This window comes from Hymenobacter polaris (assembly GCF_012927305.1).
Lineage (GTDB): Bacteria > Bacteroidota > Bacteroidia > Cytophagales > Hymenobacteraceae > Hymenobacter > Hymenobacter polaris.
Genome location: NZ_JABBGH010000003.1, coordinates 485,733 through 506,010 on the forward strand (window position 1 = coordinate 485,733; position 20,278 = coordinate 506,010).

Here is a 20,278-nt window from a genome sequence, read left to right on the forward strand (position 1 = left end):
TTCCTTTTTGGGTATGTTTGCTGCCCCTTCCTCTGGCCTGCGGGCCTACGCCCTGCGCCTGCAACCGGGCGACGACTTGCGCGAGGCCCTAGGGGCTTTTGTGGCGGCGCAGGGCCTAGGGGCTAGCGCGGTGCTCACCTGCGTGGGCAGCCTCGCCGAGGTGGTATTGCGGCTGGCCAATCAGGAGGCGGCTACGTACTACCAGGGGCATTTCGAGATTGTGTCGCTGGTGGGCACGCTCTCGGCTACTGGCGGCGCGCACCTGCACCTGAGCGTGGCCGACGGTACCGGGCGCACCCTAGGGGGGCACCTACTGGCCGGCTGCCGCATCTACACCACCGCCGAAATTGTGCTAGCCGCCCTGCCCGAACTGGAGTTTACGCGCGAAATTGACCCCACCTTCGGCTACTACGAGCTGGTGGTGAAGCCGGCCGCTGCCCCGCCGCGGCAGCCCTAGGCCAATTCTGGGGGCAGTAGCTTCGCGCTTTTCCTACTTGCCCCGCGATGCCCGAACCTCTGCTTTCCGCCGCCCAGCAAGCCTACCGGCGGCAGGTACTCAGCCCCGCCAAGCTGCGACTGTTTTTCTTGCGCAAGCTGCCCATGGCGTGGCTGGCGGGTTTGCGCCTGCGCACCCTCACGGCCACCGAAGCCAGCGTCGCTATCCGCTACAAGTACCTCACCCAAAACCCGTTTGGCAGCCTCTATTTTGCCTGCCTGGCCATGGCGGCCGAGCTGGCGTCGGGCATTCAGGGGCAGCTGCACTTGCAAGGGGCGGGGCGGGCTTCCATGCTGGTGGTGAGCCTGCAGGCCGAGTTTAGCAAGAAAGCCGTGGGTACTATCGTCTTCACCTGCGCCGACGGGGCCACCATTGCCGCCGCCCTGGCCGAGAGCCGCGCCACCGGCGAGGGCCGCACCGCCGTGTGCACTAGCACCGGCCGCGACGAAGCCGGCGCCGTGGTGGCCGTGTTCCGCGTCACGTGGTCGTTCAAGGCGAAGAAATAAGGAAAATGTAGAAAATGTGGAAAATGTAAGGAATGAAAAAAGGCGGTCATGCTGAGCTTGTCGAAGCATCTCTACCGCGCCACTAACTCTAAACGCCAGGATTACTTACGCGGTAGAGATGCTTCGACAAGCTCAGCATGACCGCCTTTTTTCATTCCTTACATTTTCCGCATTCCCCCCATTTTCCCTACTTCGCCCGCTCTTCTTCTAGGCTTTCCTTGGTCATCACGTCCACCATGCCGTCTTCGCTCACTACCACTACCAGGGTCGGGAAGTCGGAGCTTTCGACGTAGCGGATAGCCGAGTTGTAGCGGGCGCCGCGGGTGCTGTTGCCGTGGCCGCTGCTGGCCTTGCCGTCCAGAATGACGCCAATGGAGTAGCAGTAGCCCTGCGGGTCGAGCATAACGGCGCCGTCGATAGCCGTGACGAGCTGGGTGATGGTGGGCGTGAGCACCACCGGCTCGATGAGCGTGCACTGCAGCTTGAGGCGGTCGGCTTCGGCCAGCGCCTCGGTGGTGATGACCAGCAGCGTGCCCTTGGGCTGGCGACTGGCTTCGAGCACCACTTGCCAGAGGCGCTCCAGCTGCTCGGCCTTCGGAATGCCGAACGTGCGCTTGTACTCGCGCTTGAAGCTGAGGCGGTTGAGGCGGGGGCGGGCCAGGCCGGGCAGGCCGTAGCGGCAGCGCAGCAGCGTGTGGCCGGCGTGGGCCAGCTCCCAGGTGTAGTAGGTCAGGAAGTGGAAGGCGAAGAGGTCCTCGCGCTCGGCGTCGTAGGTGCCCACCTCGCGGCCTAGGGCGTACACCTTGTCGGCATCGGCTAGCAGGTGAATGCCGGGGGTGGTCATTTCCAATAGCTTGCGCACGGCCCGGTAGTCGGTCAGGTCCACGGGGCAGGTCAGGGCGAATACCTCTTCCAGGTTGGGGTGGCCGCGGCGGGCCAGCAGCAGGCAGCCCACGCCCTCGGCGCCCTCGTAGCGCAAACTCGAAATGGTATTGATGATATAAAAGAGCCGCTCGGCGCCGGGGGCGGTGCTGCTGCCCCGCGCCAGGCGCTCGCCGGAATTCCAGTCGGCCGAGCCCACGGCCAGGGCGGGCGCGTCGAGCAGGCCGCGGCCGGCGGCGCGCAGCAGTTCCTCGGTGTCGCGGGGGCGGTAGAGCAGGCCGGCGCCCGGCTCGGGCTCGGTCAGGGCCTTCACGGTTTCCTCGTTGAAGCGCGTCATGGCGGCGTTCAGCAGCGAGTGGGGCAGCGGGCGGCCGTCGGTGTAGGCGCGGCCTGGCTTCAGGGCCGGGTAGGCGCGCAGCGGCTTGCGCTGCACGCGCAGGATGGTGCACACGTAGTAGCCGTTGAGCAGCAGGGGCCAGGTACTGAAATACTCGTGGTCGGCACCCTCGGCCAGCTCCTGCAGCACCGGCACCAAAACCATGCGGATACCTTTGCCAATGAGACGGTTGCGCAGGTCTTCGGGGTTGATGGTGTCGTCGAGGGGCGTGGTAGGCAGGGGAATCTGACCGAGTAGCACCAGCATGCGGCCGCGCTCGGCCACGTCGGCGAGCGGCTCGGTTGGCAGCTCGGTGCCGTCGGGGCCCACCTCCTGCACAATGGGCAGGCTGGGGTCAACCGGCAAGCCCAGCACCTGCACGTAGGGTTGCAGCTCGTCGTCGAGCGCGTCGAACAGCGCCTGCGCAATGGCCTGCGCGGCGTTGCGGTAGCGCCGCTCGTGCGGCCAGATGCGGTGGGTAACGGGAACGGTGGCGACTTCGACGTACGACATAGGGCAGCAGGAAAAGGACCGTAGACTAAGTAGACGGATAAACCCAACCCTTACTTGACGCGCCAGCTCGAAAAAAGACTCCCGCCCAGCGCGGCCTACAGCTGGAATATAACCGGCAAGGTCATCTTTTGCTTTATCGGCTGGCCCTGAAATTGGGCCGGCTCCCATTTGGGCGCCGCCTTAATGAGGCGCACGGCCTCCTCATCGAGCCCCGAGCCCTTTTTTTGCAGCACCCGCGCGTCGGTCAGCGAGCCATCGGGCTGCACCGTAAATTCCACCATCACGCGGCCCTGAATGTGGCGCTGCCGGGCCAGGGCAGGGTATTTCTGGTTGGTTTGCAGGTACTGAAAAAAGGCCGCGTTGCCGCCCACTGGCTGGGCCGACTTATCGGGCCGGATGATGCCCGCCCCGTTGGCGGTCGTGCCTACCGTCGATACCGTGCCGGGCGCGGCCGCCACGGCGCCGGGCGGCAGCGGCTTCGCGTCGGCCAGTTTGCCGGCCACCTGCACTACGTCGCCCGAGCCGGGGGCCAGCACGAAGCTCACCGGCACTGCCACGCGCTGGCGCACCACTTGGCCGTGCGAGTGCGCGGGCGTCCAGCGCGGCCCGGCCTTGATGAGGCGGATGGCCTCGGCATCGAGCAGCGGCGCCACGGGCTGGGTTACGGCTACCTCATCCACGGTGCCGTTTTTTTCTACTACAAAGCTCACGTTGACGGTGCCCTCCTGCTTGGCTTGCAGCGCGGCGGCTGGGTATTTCTGGTGCGTGCTCAGGTAGTCGGCGTAGGCCTGGGGGCCGCCCTTGGGCACGGCCGGCTGCTCCACGGCGTCGTAAATGCGCTTGGGGTCGTTGGGGTCTTTGTACTTGAGCTTGACCTTGTCGGTGGTTTGGGCCAGGGCGGGCGCGGCGGCCAGCAGGCCTAGGGCCAGGAAATAGGGCTTCATAAAAGCGAGGATAAGTGGACGGTTATCCCCGCAAAATTACGGCCAGCCGTTCGGCTTATAGTTGGGCTGCTGCTAGCCGGTAGGAGGCCCTAGGGCCAAGCACAAACCCTACGGCTCCTTGGCCCTAGGGCCTAAATGCTGAGCTGAAACGACTGGCCCTGCCCCTGGCCCTTGAGCGACGACTGCCGGATAATTAAATCGCCCGAAATGACGGTGGTGTGGGGCTGGAAGCGCTCGCGCTGCCGCACCTGCTCCAGAAACAGCATCGCCGCCTGCTGCCCAATGCGGTAGGGATGCAGGTTGACGGTGGTGAGGCTGGGCTCAATCATGGCCGAGAGAAACTCGTCGCCGAAACCCACAATGGCGATATCCTCGGGCACGCGCCGGCCGCGGCTGCGCAGGGCCAGCAGCAAATCGAAGGCGTTGGTGTAGTTGATGGCAAAAATGGCATCGGGGGGCTCGGGCAGGGCCAGCCAGGCATCGAGCGCAGCCACCGCCGAAGCCGGCCGGAAGTCGATGTGGGCGCACAACTCCTCGCGCACCGGCAGCCGGTACTTGTGCAGGGCGGCCTCGTAGCCCGCCTGCCGCTGCTGGCTGATGAGCAGCGAGGCCGGCCCGGCCAGGATGGCAATGCGCTGGCAGCCCTGCTCAATGAGGTGCTCGGTGATGGCGAACGCGCCCCGGTGGTCGTCCAGAATCACCTTGGCGCTGTTCACCTCGTTGCACACCCTATCGAAGTGCACCACCGGAATACCGCGCAGCGCCGGTTCCTTCACGTGGTCGAAGTTCTCGGTTTCGCGCGAGTGGCAGATGAGCAGGCCGTCTACCTGGCTGGCAATCAAGGCTTGCACGCTGCTCACCTCGGTGGCGTACGACTCCTTCGACTGGCAAATCATGACCCGGTAGCCTGCCTCGGTAGCCACCTGCTGGATGCCGCTGACGGCGGTAGCGAAGAACGGCCGCTCCAGGTCGGGTATCAGCACGCCGATGGTGTAGGTGGCCTGGTTTTTCAGGCTTTGGGCCAGCAGGTTGGGCTGGTAGCTGAGCTGGCGGGCCGCGTCGAGAATGGCCTGGCGCGTGACGGGGCTGATGTCGGAATGCCCATTAATGGCCCGCGACACGGTGGACGGCGCCACGCCCACGGCCCGCGCCACGTCGCCTAGGGTGGCTTGGTGGCGGCGGCGCCCCAGGGTTTCGCCGGCCGGCCGCGCCTCCGTAAAATGGTATTCGCAGGCCCGGCAGAAATAGCGCTGTCGGCCCCGCACGAAGCCGGCTTTCATGACGCCGTCGGCGCTGTGGCACTTTACGCACTTAACCATTGGTGGGGTGGGATGGAAGATGGATAATGTAAAGATAAGTTCTAAGGCGCAAGTTGGTAGCGAGAAAAAAATACTTAAAAATAATTTAGTAATAAACAAGGAAAATCAGCTATCGGTAGCGATTGCGAAAACGTTGCCGATAGATTTTCTATGAAAATGGCTTGTTTTTTAGGTTTTTAGCCTATTGCGAGCCTAATACCTGCCGTTACATTTGGGTAAAAAATGAGCAAGCACTCACTCATCAGCGGAGTGGTTTTTAAGCTGCTTATTCGATTGCCATAAATTAACAATTGTATTTTTTAAATAAGCTAGACGTGCTGCACACCATGCGCTGGTTCGGGCCCAACGACCCGGTTTCATTGTTCGACATTCGGCAGGCCGGCTGCGCGGGCATCGTCACGGCCCTGCACCAGTTGCCGGTGGGTGCAGTGTGGAGCGAGGCCGCCATTCGGGAGCGCCAGCAGTTGATTGAGGCCGACAACGCCACGCACGCGCCCCTGCACTGGGCGGTGGTCGAGAGCCTGCCCGTACACGAGGACATCAAGAAGGGCCGCCCCGCCCGCGAGCAGCTCATTGCCAATTACCAGCAGAGCCTGCGCAACCTGGCCGCCTGCGGCGTGCGCACCGTGTGCTACAACTTCATGCCCGTGCTCGATTGGTCGCGCACCGACCTGAGCTACGAGCTGCCCAGCGGCGCGCGCGCCCTGCGCTTCGTGTGGCAGGACTTCGCCTTGTTCGACCTCTGCATTTTGCAGCGCCCCGGCGCCGCGGCCGACTATGAGCCCGCCGTGCAAGCGGCCGCCCGCGCGCAGTTTGCCGCTATGAGCCCGGCCGAGATTACGCAGCTTACCAACACGGTGCTACTGGGCCTGCCCGGCTCGGAAGAGACGTTTGAGCTGAGTAGCTTTCAAGCGTACCTAAACGAGTACCGCGATATTGACGCGGCGGCACTGACCGAGAACCTGCACTACTTTTTGCGGGCGGTGGCGCCGGTGGCCGAGGAAGTGGGCATCGGGCTCTGCATTCACCCCGACGACCCGCCCTTTCCGCTGCTGGGCCTGCCTAGGGTGGTGAGCACCGAAAACGACCTGGCCGCCCTGCTGGCCGCCTGCGACGTGCCCGCCAACGGCCTCACCTTTTGCACGGGCTCGCTGGGCGTGCGCCCCGACAACGACCTGGCTGGCATGATAGCGCGCTTTGGGCCGCGCATCCACTTTGCGCACCTGCGCACCACCAAGCGCGAAGACAACCCGCGCAACTTCCACGAGGCCGACCACCTGGCCGGCGACGTGGACATGTACGCCGTGGTGGGCGCGCTGGTGGCCGAGGAACGCCGCCGCGAGGCTGCCGGCGAAACCCAGCGCCCGCCCCTGCCCATGCGCCCCGACCACGGCCACCAGCTGCTCGACGACCTAAGCACCGCCAAGCGCACCTACCCCGGCTACTCGGCCATTGGCCGCCTCAAGGGCCTGGCCGAGCTGCGCGGCCTGGAGTATGCTCTGCGCCGCGCCCAGCCCTAGGAGCCTTTAAGGAGTTTGGCTGCTAGTTTTCAACTTGTTACTTATTATGTTTCACGTATATGTCTGCACTGTCTACTGTTCCTTACCCGGCTAATGGTCACGCTACCAACGGCCACGCGGCCAATGGCCACGCCGCCGCGCCTACGCCCGCGGGCCTAGGGGTATTTTCGCTCGAAGGCCGGGTGGCCCTCATCACGGGCGGCGGCAGCGGCATTGGGCTAGCCATTGCCAGCTGCATGGCCGAGGCTGGGGCTACCGTCATCATCACGGGCCGGCGCGAGGCGGTGCTGGCCGAGGCTTGCACCAGCTTGGGCGAGCGCGCTCACTACCTGGTAAATGACATCTGCGACCTGGCTGGCCTCGATGGGCTGGTGGAGGAGGTAGAAAATACCTACGGTCCGCTCGACGTGGTGGTAAACAACGCGGGCATCAACCTGAAAAAGCCCGCCCTGGAAGTAACGGACGAGGATTTTAGCCGCATTATCCACACCAACCTCAACGCCGTGTTTGCCCTGACGCGGGCTGCCGCGCGGCGCATGGTGGCGCGGGGCAGTGGCTGCATCATCATGATTTCGTCGATGGCCGCCTACTACGGCATCGACCGGGTGGTGGCCTACGCGGCGTCCAAGTCGGCCGTGGAAGGCATGGTGAAGGTGCTGGCGTCGGAGTTTTCGGCCCACGGCGTGCGCGTCAATGCCATTGCTCCTGGCTTCATTGACACCGAGATGAGCCGCACGGCCATGAACTCGGACCCCGACCGGCGCGACCGGGCCATGCGCCGCACGCCCATGGGCAAATTTGGCCAGCCCGCTGACATCGGCCACGCTGCCGTGTTTCTGGCCTCCGACGCCGCGCGCTACGTCACTGGGGTTTCGCTACCCGTGGATGGGGGCAACTCCATTGGTTTCTAGGCCCTAGGGCCTGCTTGCGCCCCAAGGTTCGGCGCTTCCTATCTGCTTCACTTCATTTCAATCAAGCTTCCCACCCATGAATACACGCATACCCGCGCCCCAGGGGCCGCAAAGCTGGAAGTGGTCGCGCCTAGTGGCGCTCTTGCTCCTCACGGGCAGCCTGGCCCCGGCCGCCGTGCGCGCCCAGCAGGCCCCCGTAACTACTAGCGGCCCCCACGCCGTAACCGGTAAGGTAACCTCCGACGATGGCGAGGCCCTGCCCGGCGTAACGGTAGTGGTGAAGGGCACCACCAACGGTGCCACCACCAACGCCGACGGTACCTACACCCTGACGGTGCCCGACAACAGTTCCGTGCTGATTTTCAGCTCGGTAGGCTTTACGCGTAAGGAAGTAGCGGTGGGCCGCGCCGCCAACCTGAGCCCTACGCTGACGCCCGAAACCCAGGCCTTGAATGAAGTGCAGGTAGTAGGCTACGGCACCCAGAAGAAAAGCCAGGTGACGGGCGCTATCTCAAGCGTGAGCGACGAGCAGCTGCGCGATGTGCCGGTAGCCAACGTGGGCCAGGCCTTGCAGGGCCGCGCGGCCGGCATCACGGTTTCCAGTTCGTCTACGGCGCCCGGCCAGGCGCCGGTTATCCGCATCCGGGGCAACCGCTCGTTTTCGGGCAGCAACGACCCGTTGCTGGTGGTGGATGGCGTGCCCTACGACGGCAGCCTCAACGACTTGAACCCCGACGACATTACTTCGCTGGAAGTACTGAAGGATGCCTCCTCGACGGCTATCTACGGCGCCCGCGGGGCTAACGGCGTTATCCTGATTACGACCCGCCGCGGTAAGAGCGGCGCCCCCCGCGCTACGTACAGCGGCTACTACGGCGCGAAAAAGCTGTACGGCCGCTACGACCTGCAAAATGGCGAGCAGTACTACAACTACAAGCTCGAAGCCTACCGGGCCCTCAACCCGAGCTTCGACCCCTCGAACCCCACCTTCCTGACGGCCGACGAGCGGGCCAACTACGCCGCCGGCCGCACCACCGACTACCAGAGCCTGCTCTTCCAGAACGGCCACATCCAGAACCACGCGCTAGGCGTGAGCGGCGGCAACGAGCAGACGCAGTACTCGGCCTCGATGGGCTACTACGACGAAACGGGTATCGTGCCGGTGCAGCGCTTCCGGCGCTACTCGCTGCGCGCCACCCTCGACCAACAGATTGGCAAGCGTATTAAAGTGGGTATCAACTCGCTTAATACCTACAACGTGGCCGATGACCCGGATATTAACATCCTGTACCAGATTCTGACCACCAGCCCGCTAGCTTCGCCCTACGATGCCAACGGCATTCCCATCCTGTACCCCAACACGGATACGGCCGGCTCTAACCCGCTGACGCTCTACACCCAGGATGCCCACAAGGACCAGACCAAGCGCCTGCGCACCTTCAACAGCCTCTACGGCCAGATTAACATCATCAAGGGCCTCGACTACCGCCTGAACCTGGGTTTGGACGGGCGCTCGGAAAACAACGGGCAGTTCTACGCCTCCAACACACCGCAGAACGGCGGCGGCCAGAACACGGCTTCGCGCTCGCAGAACCTGGCCTTCAACCTGCTGGCCGAAAACCTGCTGCTCTACAACAACACGTTTGGCAAGCACACGGTAGGCTTTACGGGTCTCTACAGCGCGCAGCAGTACAACTACGATGCCTTTAGCGTAGGGGTGCGCAACTTCCCCACCAACTACCAGCTCGACAACAATTTGGGTGCCGGCACGCCTAGCTCGGCCAGCAGCACCTCGCAGCAGTGGGACATTATCTCCTACATGGCCCGCCTGAACTACTCCTACGACAACCGCTACTCGGCCACCCTGACGGCGCGCGTTGACGGTTCGTCGCGCCTGGCGCCTGGCAATAAGTACAAGGCCTTCCCCTCGGCCGCCTTGGCCTGGAACATTGCCAACGAGAGCTTTATGCAGGGCCGCGACTGGGTAAGCACCCTGAAGCTGCGCGCCAGCCTGGGCCGCGTGGGTAGCACCGCCGTTAACCCCTACCAGACCCTAGGGCAGCTGGGCGCTGGCATCGGCAACGGTTACTACAACTACGGCAGCACCGGCGCCATCGGCACGGTACCCAACAGCATTCCGAACCCCAACCTGGGCTGGGAGTACACTACCACCACCAACTTCGGCCTCGACTTCGGCTTCTTCCAGAACCGCATCACGGGTAGCGTAGAAGTATACCAGCAGCGCACCAGCGACCTGCTACTGCCCGATGCCCTGCCCACGGCCAGCGGCTACAGCTCGTTTACCCGCAACGCGGGCCAGACCCAGAACCGCGGCTTCGAGCTATCGCTGACGACGGTGAACATCCGGCCCAAGAACAACGACGGCTTTGAGTGGCAGACGGACTGGAACCTGACCGTAAACCGCGAGAAGGTGCTGTCGCTGGCCCTAGGCACCGATGCCAACGGCAACCAGCTGAGCGACGTGGGCAACCAGCGCTTTATCGGCCAGCCGCTGTACGTGTTCTACGACTACCACAATATCGGTATTTGGCAGACCTCGGAGGCCGACCTAGCTAAGAAGTACAACTCGAAGCCGGGCCAGATTAAGGTAGAGGACGTGAACGGCGACGGCGTAATCAACGCCAACGACCGCGTCATCATCGGCTCGCGCCAGCCCAAGTACGAGGCCGGTATCACCAACCGTTTCCGCTTCAAAGGCATCGACCTGACGGTAGTGGCCCTCACCCGCGTGGGCGCCACGGTAGTAGACCCCACCATCTTCGGGCCGGCTTACTTCTACACCAATACGGGCCGCCGCAACCAAGTAAACCTGGATTACTGGACGCCCACCAATCCCAGCAACATGTACCCCGAGCCCGACCAGACCACTCGCGCCAACGAGTGGCCCACCTACGGCTCGACCCTGGGCTACCACGATGGCACGTTCATCAAGGTGCGTAGCATCGACCTGGGCTACACCCTGCCGGCCGCCTGGGCCAAAGCAGCCTTCATGAGCAGCACCCGCATCTACATTCAGGTGCAGAACCCGCTCATCTGGGCCAAGGACCCCTTCTTCCAGCGCAACAAGGCCATTGACCCCGACGCCCTCTCGTACTCGACGCGCTTCAGCGCGGCCAACGTGGGCACGGCGGGCGGCGTCGATTTCACGGGCGGCAACCCCAACAACGCGACGTCGGGTCTGGCGGGCCTAGGGGGCAACTACCCCGTGACGCGCGCCTTCATCGTGGGTGTCAACCTCGGCTTCTAACCTATTATCTGCCTTCAGCAGGCTGCGCTCCCCGGCGCAGCTTGCCTAGGCCCTACTCTACTTTACTCACCCAGTTGATTTTCGGGCGCCTCGCGCCATTCCTAATATGAAAAAACTAGCACTAGTCACTTTAGGAACCTCTTTGCTGCTGGCCTCGGGCGGCTGCAACAAAGACATCCTAGATGAGAATCCCACGTCCATTCTGACGCCCGCCTTCCTGAGCACCGCGCAGGGTGTGGAAGCTGGGGTAACGGGGGTGTACTCGGGCCTACGCCAGATTTACGGCAACGACTCGGGCACCTTCACCACCGAAGCCGGCACCGACCAGTGGACCAACGGCATCTCGGCCAGCAGCGGCCTGAGCGACTATAACCCCAACGACCTGACGCCCGTCAACGACCAGTCGCACTCGTTCATCTGGACCGTCTGCTACACGCAGATTAACAATGCCAACGGGGTACTGCAGTACTCGACCGGGGTGCAGGGCCTCACGCCGGCTCGCATTGCCCAGCTGGTAGCCGAAACCAAGCTGCTGCGCGCCAACTACTACTTCATCCTGGTGCAGGACTTCGGCGACGTGCCCCTGATGCTCAACTTCGTGGACTCGCCCACCAAGGAAATCACCCGTGCTCCCCTGGCCGATGTCTACACCCAGATTATCAAGGACCTGACTGACGCCCTAGGGGCCATTGCCGACAAGCCCGCCCAGCCCGGCCGCGTCACCCGCGCCACGGCTTTGCACCTGCTGGCTAAGGTGTACCTGACCCGCGCTACCTCGTCGGCTAAGCAAGCCACCGACTACCAACTGGCCGCCCAGTACGCCAAGGAGCTGATTGACAACCAGAGCCGCTACGGCCTGGGCCTGGAAACCGACCCGGCCACCGTATTTGTGGAGGGCAACGAGAACGGCAAGGAGGTTATCATGAACGCCCAGTTCAGCGGCGACGCGACCTTCAACCGCATCGACGGCTTCACCTTCGGCGGCGAAAACGTGCTGGGCTTCCAGTACCGCAGCCGCTACGACCTGCTGCCCAACATGGCGCGCGACATCAACTACGGGCGCCCCTTCGCCCGCCACTGCGTGACGCACTACCTGGAGGACAGCTACATCCTGCGCGACGCCAGCGGCAACGCCCTGGAATCGGGCGCGACGCTGCGCACTACCGACACGCGCTACAACAAGTGGTTCACGACGGTGTACCTGGTGAACTCGGTTGGCGGTAACAGCGGCGCTACCTTCAACGCCAAGGCAGTGCTAGGCGATACCGCCGCCTGGTATCCCGGCCGCGAGCTGACGGCCGCGCAGCTGACGCGCATCAACAGCCGCCCCAACGGACCCTACGTGGTCATCTCGCCCAGCCAGTACACCACCCAGTTCTTCCCCACGCTCAACAAGTTCGACTCGCGCAACCGCACGTCGGTCAACGGCTTCTCGACCCGCCCCAACATCGTCTACCGCCTGGCCGATACCTACCTGATGGCTGCCGAGGCCTACTTCTACATGGGCAACTCAACCCAGGCTGCTACCTACCTCAACGTGATACGCGAGCGGGCCGCCGCCACCGGCAAGAAGACCCTGATGGACATTACCCCCGCCCAGGTGAGCCTCGATTTCATCCTGAACGAGCGCACCCGCGAGCTGTGCGGCGAGTTCACGCGCTGGTACGACCTGAAGCGCACCGGCCAGCTGCTCGTGCGTGAGCGCAACACCAGCTACTCGCCGGCGCTGATGTCGGTAAGCGTGGCTGGCTTCACCAAGGGCGGCGTGTACGGCTCGAATGCGGCCGTCAACATCAAGGACTTCCACGTGCTGCGCCCAATTCCGCAAACCGAGATTGACCGCACCGCCGGTAAAATTACCCAAAACCCTGGCTACTAAGGTGCGTTAAGCGGCGGCCGAACCCTGGTCGTTCGGCCGCCAAAGCCTAGGCTTACCTATTTCATTTGGCTCTTTTCCACCCACTGCGTTTTGCTTGCCAAATTATTCATCGCTAGCTTATTACTACTTAGTACCCTAGGGGCCCGCGCTCAAAGCGCTCTGCCCCAGCTGGTGAAAACCGGCCCGAGTACCCAACTGCTGGTCGATGGCCGGCCGTTTCTGATTCTGGGCGGCGAGCTGGGCAACTCGAGCAGTTCGAGCACGGCCTACATGCAGCCCATCTGGCCCAAGCTGCAAGCCATGCACCTGAATACGGTATTTGCGCCCGTGTACTGGGAATTGCTGGAGCCCACCGAAGGCCAGTTCGATTTCAAGCTGGTAGATGAGTTGTTGGCCGACGCCCGGAAGCACCAAATCAAGCTGGTGCTGCTTTGGTTTGGAGCCTGGAAGAATAGCATGTCGGTGTACGTCCCGGCCTGGGTAAAAACCAACGTAGCCCGCTTTCCACGCGCTACCGATGCGCAGGGTCACCCCCAGGAAATTCTGACGCCCTTCAGCCCGGCCAATCTGGAGGCGGATAAGAAAGCCTTTGTAGCGCTGATGCAGCACCTCAAGCAGGTGGATGGCAAGGCCCACACCGCCATTATGGTGCAGGTGGAAAACGAGATTGGCATGCTGCCCGAAGCCCGCAGCTACGACCCGGCGGCCCAAGCAGCCTTTGCCCAGCCGGTACCGCCCGAGCTGCTAGCGTACTTAGGGCAACACCAAGCCACCCTGCGCCCCGAGCTGGCCGCCCAGTGGCAGCGCCACGGCGCCAAAACCCAGGGCAGCTGGACGGAGGTATTTGGGCCGGGCATTGCCACCGACGAGTTTTTTCAGGCTTGGTACTACGCTACCTATACCAATGCGCTGGCGGCCGCCGGCAAGGCCGCCTACCCGCTGCCGATGTACGTGAACGCGGCCATCAACTACCGCCCCGACCGCCTGCCCGGCCAGTACCCCAGCGCCGGCCCGCTGCCCCACCTATTTGACGTGTGGGAAGCTGGTGCTCCGGCCATCGACATCCTGGCACCGGACTACTACAACCCCAACTTCCGTTACTGGTCCGATAAGTTCACCCAAGGCGGCCGGCCGCTGTTCAGCCCCGAAATCGCGTTCGAGCCCGGCGACGATGCCAAGGCGCTCTACGCCTTTGGGCACTACAACTGCCTCTCGTTCTCACCCTTCTCCATCGAGTCGACCGACCATCCCGCCCAAGAGCCCATCGGCAAAACCTACGACCTGTTGCGGCAGGTAACCCCGCTGCTCACTAAGTACCAGCCCCTAGGGGGGGTGCGCGGCTTTATGCAGGCCAAGGACTCGGCCGCCGGCCGCGCCACGCTAGGCGACTACCGCTTCACAGTGAAGCACGACAACACCCTGGGCTGGACGCCCGAATCCAAGAAAACTGACTGGCCCCTGACGGGTGGCCTACTGATTAGCGTAGCGCCCGACGAATTTTACGTGGTGGGTACCGGCCTCGTCATCACCTGCGAGCCCACGGCGGCTGGCAAGAAAGCCGGCTTCGTGAGCATCGACGAGGGCCGCTTCGTCAACGGCACTTGGCAGCCCGGCCGCCGCCTCAACGGCGACCAAAACCACCAGGGCCGCCACATTCGCCTTGAACTAGGTACTTATGAAATTCAGCACGTTAAGCTTTATACGTACTAGGTTGGCGCAGCTGGCCGGCTATGTGCGGACCTTACCGGCCGCCGGGGCCCTAGGGCTGGGGCTGCTGGCTGCCCCAGCCCAGGCCACCGTGCGCCTGCCGCGCCTGGTGAGCGACGGTATGGTGCTGCAACGGGACCAGCCGCTACATATCTGGGGCTGGGCCGCGCCCGGCGAGGCGGTGCAGGTGGCTTTCCGGGGCCAAACGGCCCGCGCCACCACCGGCCCCGACGGCCGCTGGCAGGTGCAGGTGCCGGCCCAAAAGGCCGGCGGCCCCTACGAGCTGAAAGTGAAGGGCAGCAACGAGCTGACCGTGCGCGACGTGCTGGTAGGCGACGTGTGGCTGTGCTCGGGTCAGTCGAACATGGAGACGCCCGTGAGCCGCGTGCGCGACAGGTACCCCGAGGTGGTGGCCCAAGCCAACAACCCGCGTATCCGCCAATTCGAGGTGCCTCTGACGTATGCGTTCAGCGGCCCTAGGGCCGACGTGACGGGCGGCAGCTGGGTAAGCACGACGCCGCAGAGCGTGCTCAAGTTCTCGGCCGTGGCCTACTTCTTCGCGATGGATTTGCAGGCAAAGTATAACGTGCCGATTGGCCTCATCAAGGATGCGGTGGGTGGCTCGCCGGCCGAGGCGTGGCTGAGCGCCGACGCCCTAAAGCAGTTTCCGAAGTACGAGGAGCAAGGCGCTAAGTACAAAGACAGCACGCTGGTGGCTGGCATCAAGCAACGCGAGGGCGCCGCTGTGGCTGACTGGTACCGGCGCCTGCACCAAACCGACCAGGGCGAGCAGCCCGGCCAGCCCAAATGGAGCGCCCCCGGCTACGACGCTAGCAGCTGGGCCACCATGTCGGTGCCCGGCTATTGGGCCGACAAAACGCCCCTAGGGCCCGTGAACGGCGTCATCTGGTTTAAGAAGGAAGTGGATGTGCCGGCCGCGATGGTGGGCCAACCCGCCCGCCTGGAGCTGGGCACGCTCGTGGATGCCGACTCGACGTATATCAACGGGCAGCTGGTGGGCACTACTGGCTACCAGTACCCGCCGCGCAAGTACGACTTCGGGCCGGACGTGCTGCGAGCGGGTAAGAACGTGATTACGGTGCGTCTCATCAGCAACGGCGGGCGCGGCGGCTTCACGCCGGGCAAGGAGTACCGCCTGGTGGCCGGCGGGCAAACGATTGACCTGAAGGGCGACTGGCAGTATAAGCTGGGCGCCACCCTGCCTCCCACGCCGGGTACTACCACGTTTCAGTACCAGCCGGGCGGCCTCTACAACGGCATGATTGCGCCGGTGCTGCCCTACGCCGTGAAGGGCGTACTCTGGTACCAGGGCGAAAGCAACGCCGGCCACCCCCAGGACTACCAGGCGTTGCTGACCAGCCTCATTGGCGACTGGCGCAGCCACCTGCAGCGGCCGGCACTGCCGTTCGTGTATGCGCAGCTCCCTAACTTCATGGCCGTGAAAAAGGAGCCGAGCGAGAGCGGCTGGGCCGCCCTGCGCGACGCCCAGCGCCGCACCCTGGCCGTGCCCCACACCGGCATGGCCACCCTGCTCGACGTGGGCGAGTGGAACGACATTCACCCCCAGGATAAGAAAACCGTGGGCCACCGCCTGGCCCTGGCCGCCGAGAAAACAGCCTACGGCGATAAGCAGGTGGTAGCCGCCGGTCCCCTGTTCCAGTCGGCCCACGCCACCGGCAACAAGGTGACGCTTACCTTCGCCGACCCCGGCAGCAGCCTAGTGGCCAAGGGCGGCGGCCCGCTCACCGGCTTCGCGGTAGCCGGCGAGGATAAAAAATTCGTCTGGGCGCAGGCCCGCATTGAGGGTGACAAGGTGGTGGTATGGAGCGACCAAGTACCGCACCCCAACGCCGTGCGCTACGCCTGGGCCGACAACCCCGAGAACGCTGCGCTGTATAATAAAGCTGGTTTGCCGGCCTCTACTTTCCAGACCGATGCGCTTTAAGGTGTCTAGCTTGTTTGGGTTGCCCCAGCCGGTAGACCCCACCCCCGGCCCCTCCCAGATGGGGAGTGGAGCTATGGCGGCGCGGTCGTTTAATTACGTCAGGCTCTCCTCCCCATCGGGGAGGGGCCGCCCCATAGGGGTCTCGTGGGGGCTGCTCCTTAGCGCGGCCCTAGTCCTGCCCGCCGCCGCGCAAACGACGCCGGCGCCGATGCCCTTCCGCGACCCGGCGCAGCCCCTCAACGTGCGCGTCAACGACCTGATTGCCAAGCTGACGTTGGAAGAGAAGGCGCAGCAGATGCTCGACCAGAGCCCGGCCATTCCGCGGCTGGGCGTGCCGGCCTACAGCTGGTGGAATGAGGCCCTGCACGGCGTGGGGCGCTCGGCCCCGGCCACGGTCTTTCCCGAGCCCATTGGCCTAGGAGCTACGTTCGACGACGAGCTGGCCTTGCGCGAAGCCACCGCCGTGTCGGACGAGGCGCGGGCCGTGTACAACGCCGCCATTGCCAAAAACCACTACGTCAAGTACGGCGGCCTCACGTTCTGGACGCCCAACATCAACATCTTCCGCGACCCGCGCTGGGGCCGCGGCCAGGAAACCTACGGCGAAGACCCTACCCTGACTAGCCGCCTAGGGGTGGCTTTCGTGCGCGGCTTGCAAGGCGACGACCCGCGCTACCTGAAGGTGGCCGCCTGCGCCAAGCACTACGCCGTGCACAGCGGCCCCGAGCGTCTGCGCCACGAATTCAACGCCGAGGCCACGCCCCAGGACTTGCGCGAAACCTACCTGCCCGCCTTCCGGGCTCTGGTGCAGGACGCCAAGGTGGAGGCCGTAATGTGCGCCTACAACAGCACCAACGGCGAGCCGTGCTGCGGCAACGAGTTTTTGCTCAGCCAGGTGCTGCGCAAGGAATGGAACTTCCGGGGCCACGTAGTGAGCGATTGCGGCGCCCTCGACGACCTCTACCAGGGCCACAAAGTGGTAAAAACCAAGACCGAAGCCGCCGCCCTGGCCCTTTCGCGCGGCGTAGACCTGAACTGCGGCGACACCTACACCCAGCTGCCCGCCGCCGTGCGCCAGGGCTTGCTAAAAGAAGCGCAGGTAGACAGCGCCCTGGCCATCCTGCTGCGCACCCGCTTCAAGCTGGGCTTATTTGACGGGCCCCACGCCACGCCCTACGACCGCCTAGGGCCCGAGGTGGTAAACAGCCCCGCCCACCGCGCCCTGGCCCGCGAAGTGGCCGTGAAATCATTGGTGCTGCTTAAAAACAACGGCGTGCTGCCCCTGCGCTCCGACCTGGGCAAGTACTTCGTGACCGGCCCCAATGCCACCAGCGTAGAGGCGCTGCTGGGTAACTACTACGGCGTGAACGGCCAGCTGACAACTATTTTGGAAGGCTTGGCCGGCGCCGTGCAGCCGGGCAGCCAGCTCGAATACAAGCAGGGTGCGCTGCTGGATAGGCCCAATATCAACCCCATCGACTGGACCACCGGCGAGGCCAAAACCACCGATGCCATCATTGTGGTCATGGGCATTACGGGCGCGCTGGAAGGGGAGGAGGGCGAATCCATTGCCTCGGCCCACACCGGCGACCGGCTCGACTACAACCTGCCCCAAAACCAACTTGACTTCCTGCGCAAGCTGCGCCAGGGCAGCAAAACGCCCATCGTGGCCATTGTGACGGGCGGCAGCCCCATGAACCTGGCCGAGGTGCACGAGCTGGCCGACGCCGTACTGCTGGCCTGGTACCCCGGCGAGGAAGGTGGCCACGCCGTGGCCGACGTGGTGTTTGGCAAGGTGTCGCCCTCGGGCAAGCTGCCCGTCACCTTCCCCCAAAGCCTGGCCCAGTTGCCCGCCTACGAAAATTACCACATGGCCGGCCGCACCTACCGCTACCTCCAGGCCGAGCCGCTGTATCCCTTCGGCTACGGCCTCAGCTACGGCAAGTTTGCGTACTCGGGCCTGCAGCTTGCCAAAACTAAAATCACCAAAAACCAGTCGGTGCAGGTGACGGCCACCGTGGCTAACATCGGCCCCGTCACGGCCGATGAAGTAGTGCAGCTTTACCTCACGCACCCCCCTAGGGCCGGCGCCCAAACGCCGCTCTTCGCCCTCAAAAACTTCAAGCGCGTGTCGCTGCAAGCGGGGGCCAGCACCACGGTTACGTTCACGCTCACGCCCGCCCAGCTAGCCCTCATCAACGCGCAGGGGCAAGCCGTGGCGCCCCGCGGCCCGGTGAAGGTGTGGGTGGGGGGCTCGCTGCCGTCGGCCCGCAGCCTGGCCCTAGGCGCCCCCCAGCCCGCTTCGGCAATCTTAACTGTGAAATAGAAATAAACACGAAAGGCAGTTATGCTCATCTGGCGTCCGCTTGCCGAAGCATCTCTACCGCGCAAGTAATCCTAACGTTAAGAATTAGTGACGCGGTAGAGATGCTTCGGCAGGCTCAGCATGACGTTCCGATTTAAGTTACTCTCCTCATGAAATACCTCCTCGGCTACGACATCGGTAGCTCGTCCATCAAAGCCTCGCTGCTCGACATTGCCACCGGGCGCTGCGTGGCCGCTGCCACCTCGCCCAGCACCGAGATGGAAATGGCCGTGCCCCAGCCCGGCTGGGCCGAGCAGCGCCCCGAGCGCTGGTGGCAGGAAGTCATCAATGCCACCCACAAGCTGCAAGCCAGCTACGGCTTCGACGCTACGCTGCTGGCCGGCATCGGCATCACCTACCAGATGCACGGGCTGGTGCTGCTCGACCGGGCGGGCCACGTGCTGCGCCCCGCCATCATCTGGTGCGACAGCCGCGCCGTTGAGATTGGCAACGAGGCGTTTACTAACCTGGGCGAGGAATTTTGCCTGGAGAATTTCCTGAACTCGCCCGGCAACTTCACGGCGTCCAAGCTGAAGTGGGTGCGCGAAAACGAGCCCGAGATTTACGCCCAAATCCACAAGATTCAGCTGCCCGGCGACTACCTCGCCTACCAGCTCACGGGGGAGATGCAAACCACCGTGTCGGGCTTGTCGGAGGGCGTGTTCTGGAATTTTAAGCAGCAGGCCATCGCCCAGGAGCTGCTTGACTACTACGGCATCAGCGCCGATTTGCTGCCCGAGGTGGTTGATACCTTCGCCGTGCAGGGCCGCCTCACCGCCGAAGCCGCGCAGACCCTAGGGCTGGCGGCGGGCACGCCCATTGCCTACCGCGCTGGCGACCAGCCCAACAATGCCTTCTCGCTCAACGTGCTGAACGCGGGCGAAGTAGCCGCTACGGGCGGCACCAGCGGCGTGGTCTACGGCATCAACGAAACTGCCACGGCCGACCCACGCTCGCGCGTCAATTCCTTCGTGCACGTGAACAGCACCCGCGAGCAGCCCAAAAACGGCGTGCTGATGTGCCTCAACGGCACCGGCATCCTCAATAGCTGGCTGCGCAAAGCGGTGGGCAACCTGCCCTACGACCAGATGAATACGCTGGCCGCCCAGGCGCCGGTGGGCGCCGCGGGCCTGCTGTTTTTGCCCTTTGGCAACGGTGCCGAGCGCATCCTCGAAAACCGGCCTGCCGCCGCTAGCCTGCACGGCTTGCAGTTCAACATCCACGGCCAGGCGCACCTGATTCGGGCCGCGCAGGAGGGCATCGTGTACGCCCTCAACTACGGCATGGACATCATGCGCGCTGCGGGCGTGCGGGTGCAAACGGTGCGCGCCGGCCACGCCAATATGTTCCTCTCGCCGGTTTTCCGCGAGGCGTTTGTGAACTGCGGCAACGTGACGCTGGAGCTGTACGACACCGACGCGGCCCAGGGCGCGGCGCGCGGCGCGGGCATTGGGGCGGGCGTGTACGCCAGCCCGAAGGAGGCGTTTAACGGCTTGGCCCGCATTAGCACCCTAGAGCCGACGCCAACTTTGCAGGCGCAGTACCAGGCAGCCTATAACGACTGGAAACTGCTACTGGAGCGCGAAACCCACCGCGAGTTTTTGCTTGCCTAGGCCTGCCCCTGCT

The 20,278-nt window shown here is 64.1% G+C and carries 13 protein-coding genes; 10 read left to right on the forward strand and 3 right to left on the reverse strand.

Annotated features, from left to right (window positions below):
* The first annotated feature begins 13 nt into the window (after nt 1-13).
* Together HHL22_RS18515 and HHL22_RS18520 are read left to right on the forward strand one after the other, a co-directional pair.
* On the forward strand, nt 14-457 hold the full coding sequence (locus HHL22_RS18515; RefSeq protein WP_169532885.1) for a PPC domain-containing DNA-binding protein: 444 nt from the start codon (nt 14-16) through the stop codon (nt 455-457).
* 47 nt (nt 458-504) lie between these two features.
* On the forward strand, nt 505-1,002 hold the full coding sequence (locus HHL22_RS18520; protein WP_169532886.1) for a PaaI family thioesterase: 498 nt from the start codon (nt 505-507) through the stop codon (nt 1,000-1,002).
* 187 nt (nt 1,003-1,189) lie between these two features.
* On the opposite strand, the gene HHL22_RS18525 is transcribed toward HHL22_RS18520, so the two are convergent.
* The 3 genes from HHL22_RS18525 to HHL22_RS18535 form a co-directional block, all read right to left on the reverse strand.
* Nucleotides 1,190-2,773, reverse strand: a complete 1,584-nt coding sequence (locus HHL22_RS18525) for a diadenylate cyclase (RefSeq protein WP_169532887.1) — start codon at nt 2,771-2,773, stop codon at nt 1,190-1,192.
* Between the two features lie 95 nt (nt 2,774-2,868).
* Nucleotides 2,869-3,717 (reverse strand): energy transducer TonB, encoded by an 849-nt coding sequence (locus tag HHL22_RS18530; RefSeq protein WP_169532888.1) that lies wholly within the window; start codon nt 3,715-3,717, stop codon nt 2,869-2,871.
* Between the two features lie 131 nt (nt 3,718-3,848).
* Complete coding sequence (locus HHL22_RS18535; RefSeq protein ID WP_169532889.1) at nt 3,849-5,036, reverse strand: LacI family DNA-binding transcriptional regulator; 1,188 nt, start codon at nt 5,034-5,036, stop codon at nt 3,849-3,851.
* A gap of 326 nt (nt 5,037-5,362) precedes the next feature.
* On the opposite strand from HHL22_RS18535, the gene uxuA reads away from it, so the two are divergent.
* The 8 genes from uxuA to HHL22_RS18575 all read left to right on the forward strand — a co-directional run bounded on the left by uxuA (nt 5,363) and on the right by HHL22_RS18575 (nt 20,265).
* On the forward strand, nt 5,363-6,556 hold the full coding sequence (gene uxuA / locus HHL22_RS18540; RefSeq protein WP_169533520.1) for a mannonate dehydratase: 1,194 nt from the start codon (nt 5,363-5,365) through the stop codon (nt 6,554-6,556).
* A gap of 59 nt (nt 6,557-6,615) precedes the next feature.
* Entirely contained in the window at nt 6,616-7,467 is an 852-nt protein-coding gene (locus HHL22_RS18545; RefSeq protein WP_169532890.1) for an SDR family NAD(P)-dependent oxidoreductase, read from the forward strand.
* A gap of 76 nt (nt 7,468-7,543) precedes the next feature.
* The gene (locus HHL22_RS18550; RefSeq protein ID WP_169532891.1) at nt 7,544-10,735 is read left to right on the forward strand and encodes a SusC/RagA family TonB-linked outer membrane protein; all 3,192 of its coding nucleotides are present in this window, start codon (nt 7,544-7,546) and stop codon (nt 10,733-10,735) included.
* 106 nt (nt 10,736-10,841) lie between these two features.
* Complete coding sequence (locus tag HHL22_RS18555) at nt 10,842-12,614, forward strand: RagB/SusD family nutrient uptake outer membrane protein (RefSeq protein ID WP_169532892.1); 1,773 nt, start codon at nt 10,842-10,844, stop codon at nt 12,612-12,614.
* Between the two features lie 90 nt (nt 12,615-12,704).
* Nucleotides 12,705-14,324, forward strand: coding sequence for a GH35 family beta-galactosidase (locus tag HHL22_RS18560; protein WP_169532893.1), 1,620 nt, complete (start codon nt 12,705-12,707; stop codon nt 14,322-14,324).
* Nucleotides 14,325-14,346: 22 nt separating this feature from the next.
* On the forward strand, nt 14,347-16,287 hold the full coding sequence (locus tag HHL22_RS18565) for a sialate O-acetylesterase (RefSeq protein WP_317172697.1): 1,941 nt from the start codon (nt 14,347-14,349) through the stop codon (nt 16,285-16,287).
* Nucleotides 16,288-16,495: 208 nt separating this feature from the next.
* Nucleotides 16,496-18,613 carry a glycoside hydrolase family 3 N-terminal domain-containing protein gene (locus HHL22_RS18570; RefSeq protein ID WP_169532895.1) on the forward strand — a complete coding sequence of 706 codons (2,118 nt, stop codon included), beginning with the start codon at nt 16,496-16,498 and terminating at the stop codon, nt 18,611-18,613.
* Nucleotides 18,614-18,762: 149 nt separating this feature from the next.
* Nucleotides 18,763-20,265 carry a xylulokinase gene (locus tag HHL22_RS18575; RefSeq protein ID WP_169532896.1) on the forward strand — a complete coding sequence of 501 codons (1,503 nt, stop codon included), beginning with the start codon at nt 18,763-18,765 and terminating at the stop codon, nt 20,263-20,265.
* The last annotated feature ends 13 nt before the right edge of the window (nt 20,266-20,278 follow it).

What these genes read in the sequence shown, in the direction of transcription:
- HHL22_RS18515 (WP_169532885.1), top strand. Translation starts at nt 14, where the DNA reads ATGTTTGCTGCCCCTTCCTCTGGCCTGCGGGCCTACGCCCTGCGCCTG.
- HHL22_RS18520 (WP_169532886.1), top strand. Translation starts at nt 505, where the DNA reads ATGCCCGAACCTCTGCTTTCCGCCGCCCAGCAAGCCTACCGGCGGCAG.
- HHL22_RS18530 (WP_169532888.1), bottom strand. Translation starts at nt 3,717, where the DNA reads ATGAAGCCCTATTTCCTGGCCCTAGGCCTGCTGGCCGCCGCGCCCGCC.
- uxuA (WP_169533520.1), top strand. Translation starts at nt 5,363, where the DNA reads ATGCGCTGGTTCGGGCCCAACGACCCGGTTTCATTGTTCGACATTCGG.
- HHL22_RS18535 (WP_169532889.1), bottom strand. Translation starts at nt 5,036, where the DNA reads ATGGTTAAGTGCGTAAAGTGCCACAGCGCCGACGGCGTCATGAAAGCC.
- HHL22_RS18545 (WP_169532890.1), top strand. Translation starts at nt 6,616, where the DNA reads ATGTCTGCACTGTCTACTGTTCCTTACCCGGCTAATGGTCACGCTACC.
- HHL22_RS18525 (WP_169532887.1), bottom strand. Translation starts at nt 2,773, where the DNA reads ATGTCGTACGTCGAAGTCGCCACCGTTCCCGTTACCCACCGCATCTGG.
- HHL22_RS18575 (WP_169532896.1), top strand. Translation starts at nt 18,763, where the DNA reads ATGAAATACCTCCTCGGCTACGACATCGGTAGCTCGTCCATCAAAGCC.
- HHL22_RS18550 (WP_169532891.1), top strand. Translation starts at nt 7,544, where the DNA reads ATGAATACACGCATACCCGCGCCCCAGGGGCCGCAAAGCTGGAAGTGG.
- HHL22_RS18555 (WP_169532892.1), top strand. Translation starts at nt 10,842, where the DNA reads ATGAAAAAACTAGCACTAGTCACTTTAGGAACCTCTTTGCTGCTGGCC.
- HHL22_RS18570 (WP_169532895.1), top strand. Translation starts at nt 16,496, where the DNA reads ATGCCCTTCCGCGACCCGGCGCAGCCCCTCAACGTGCGCGTCAACGAC.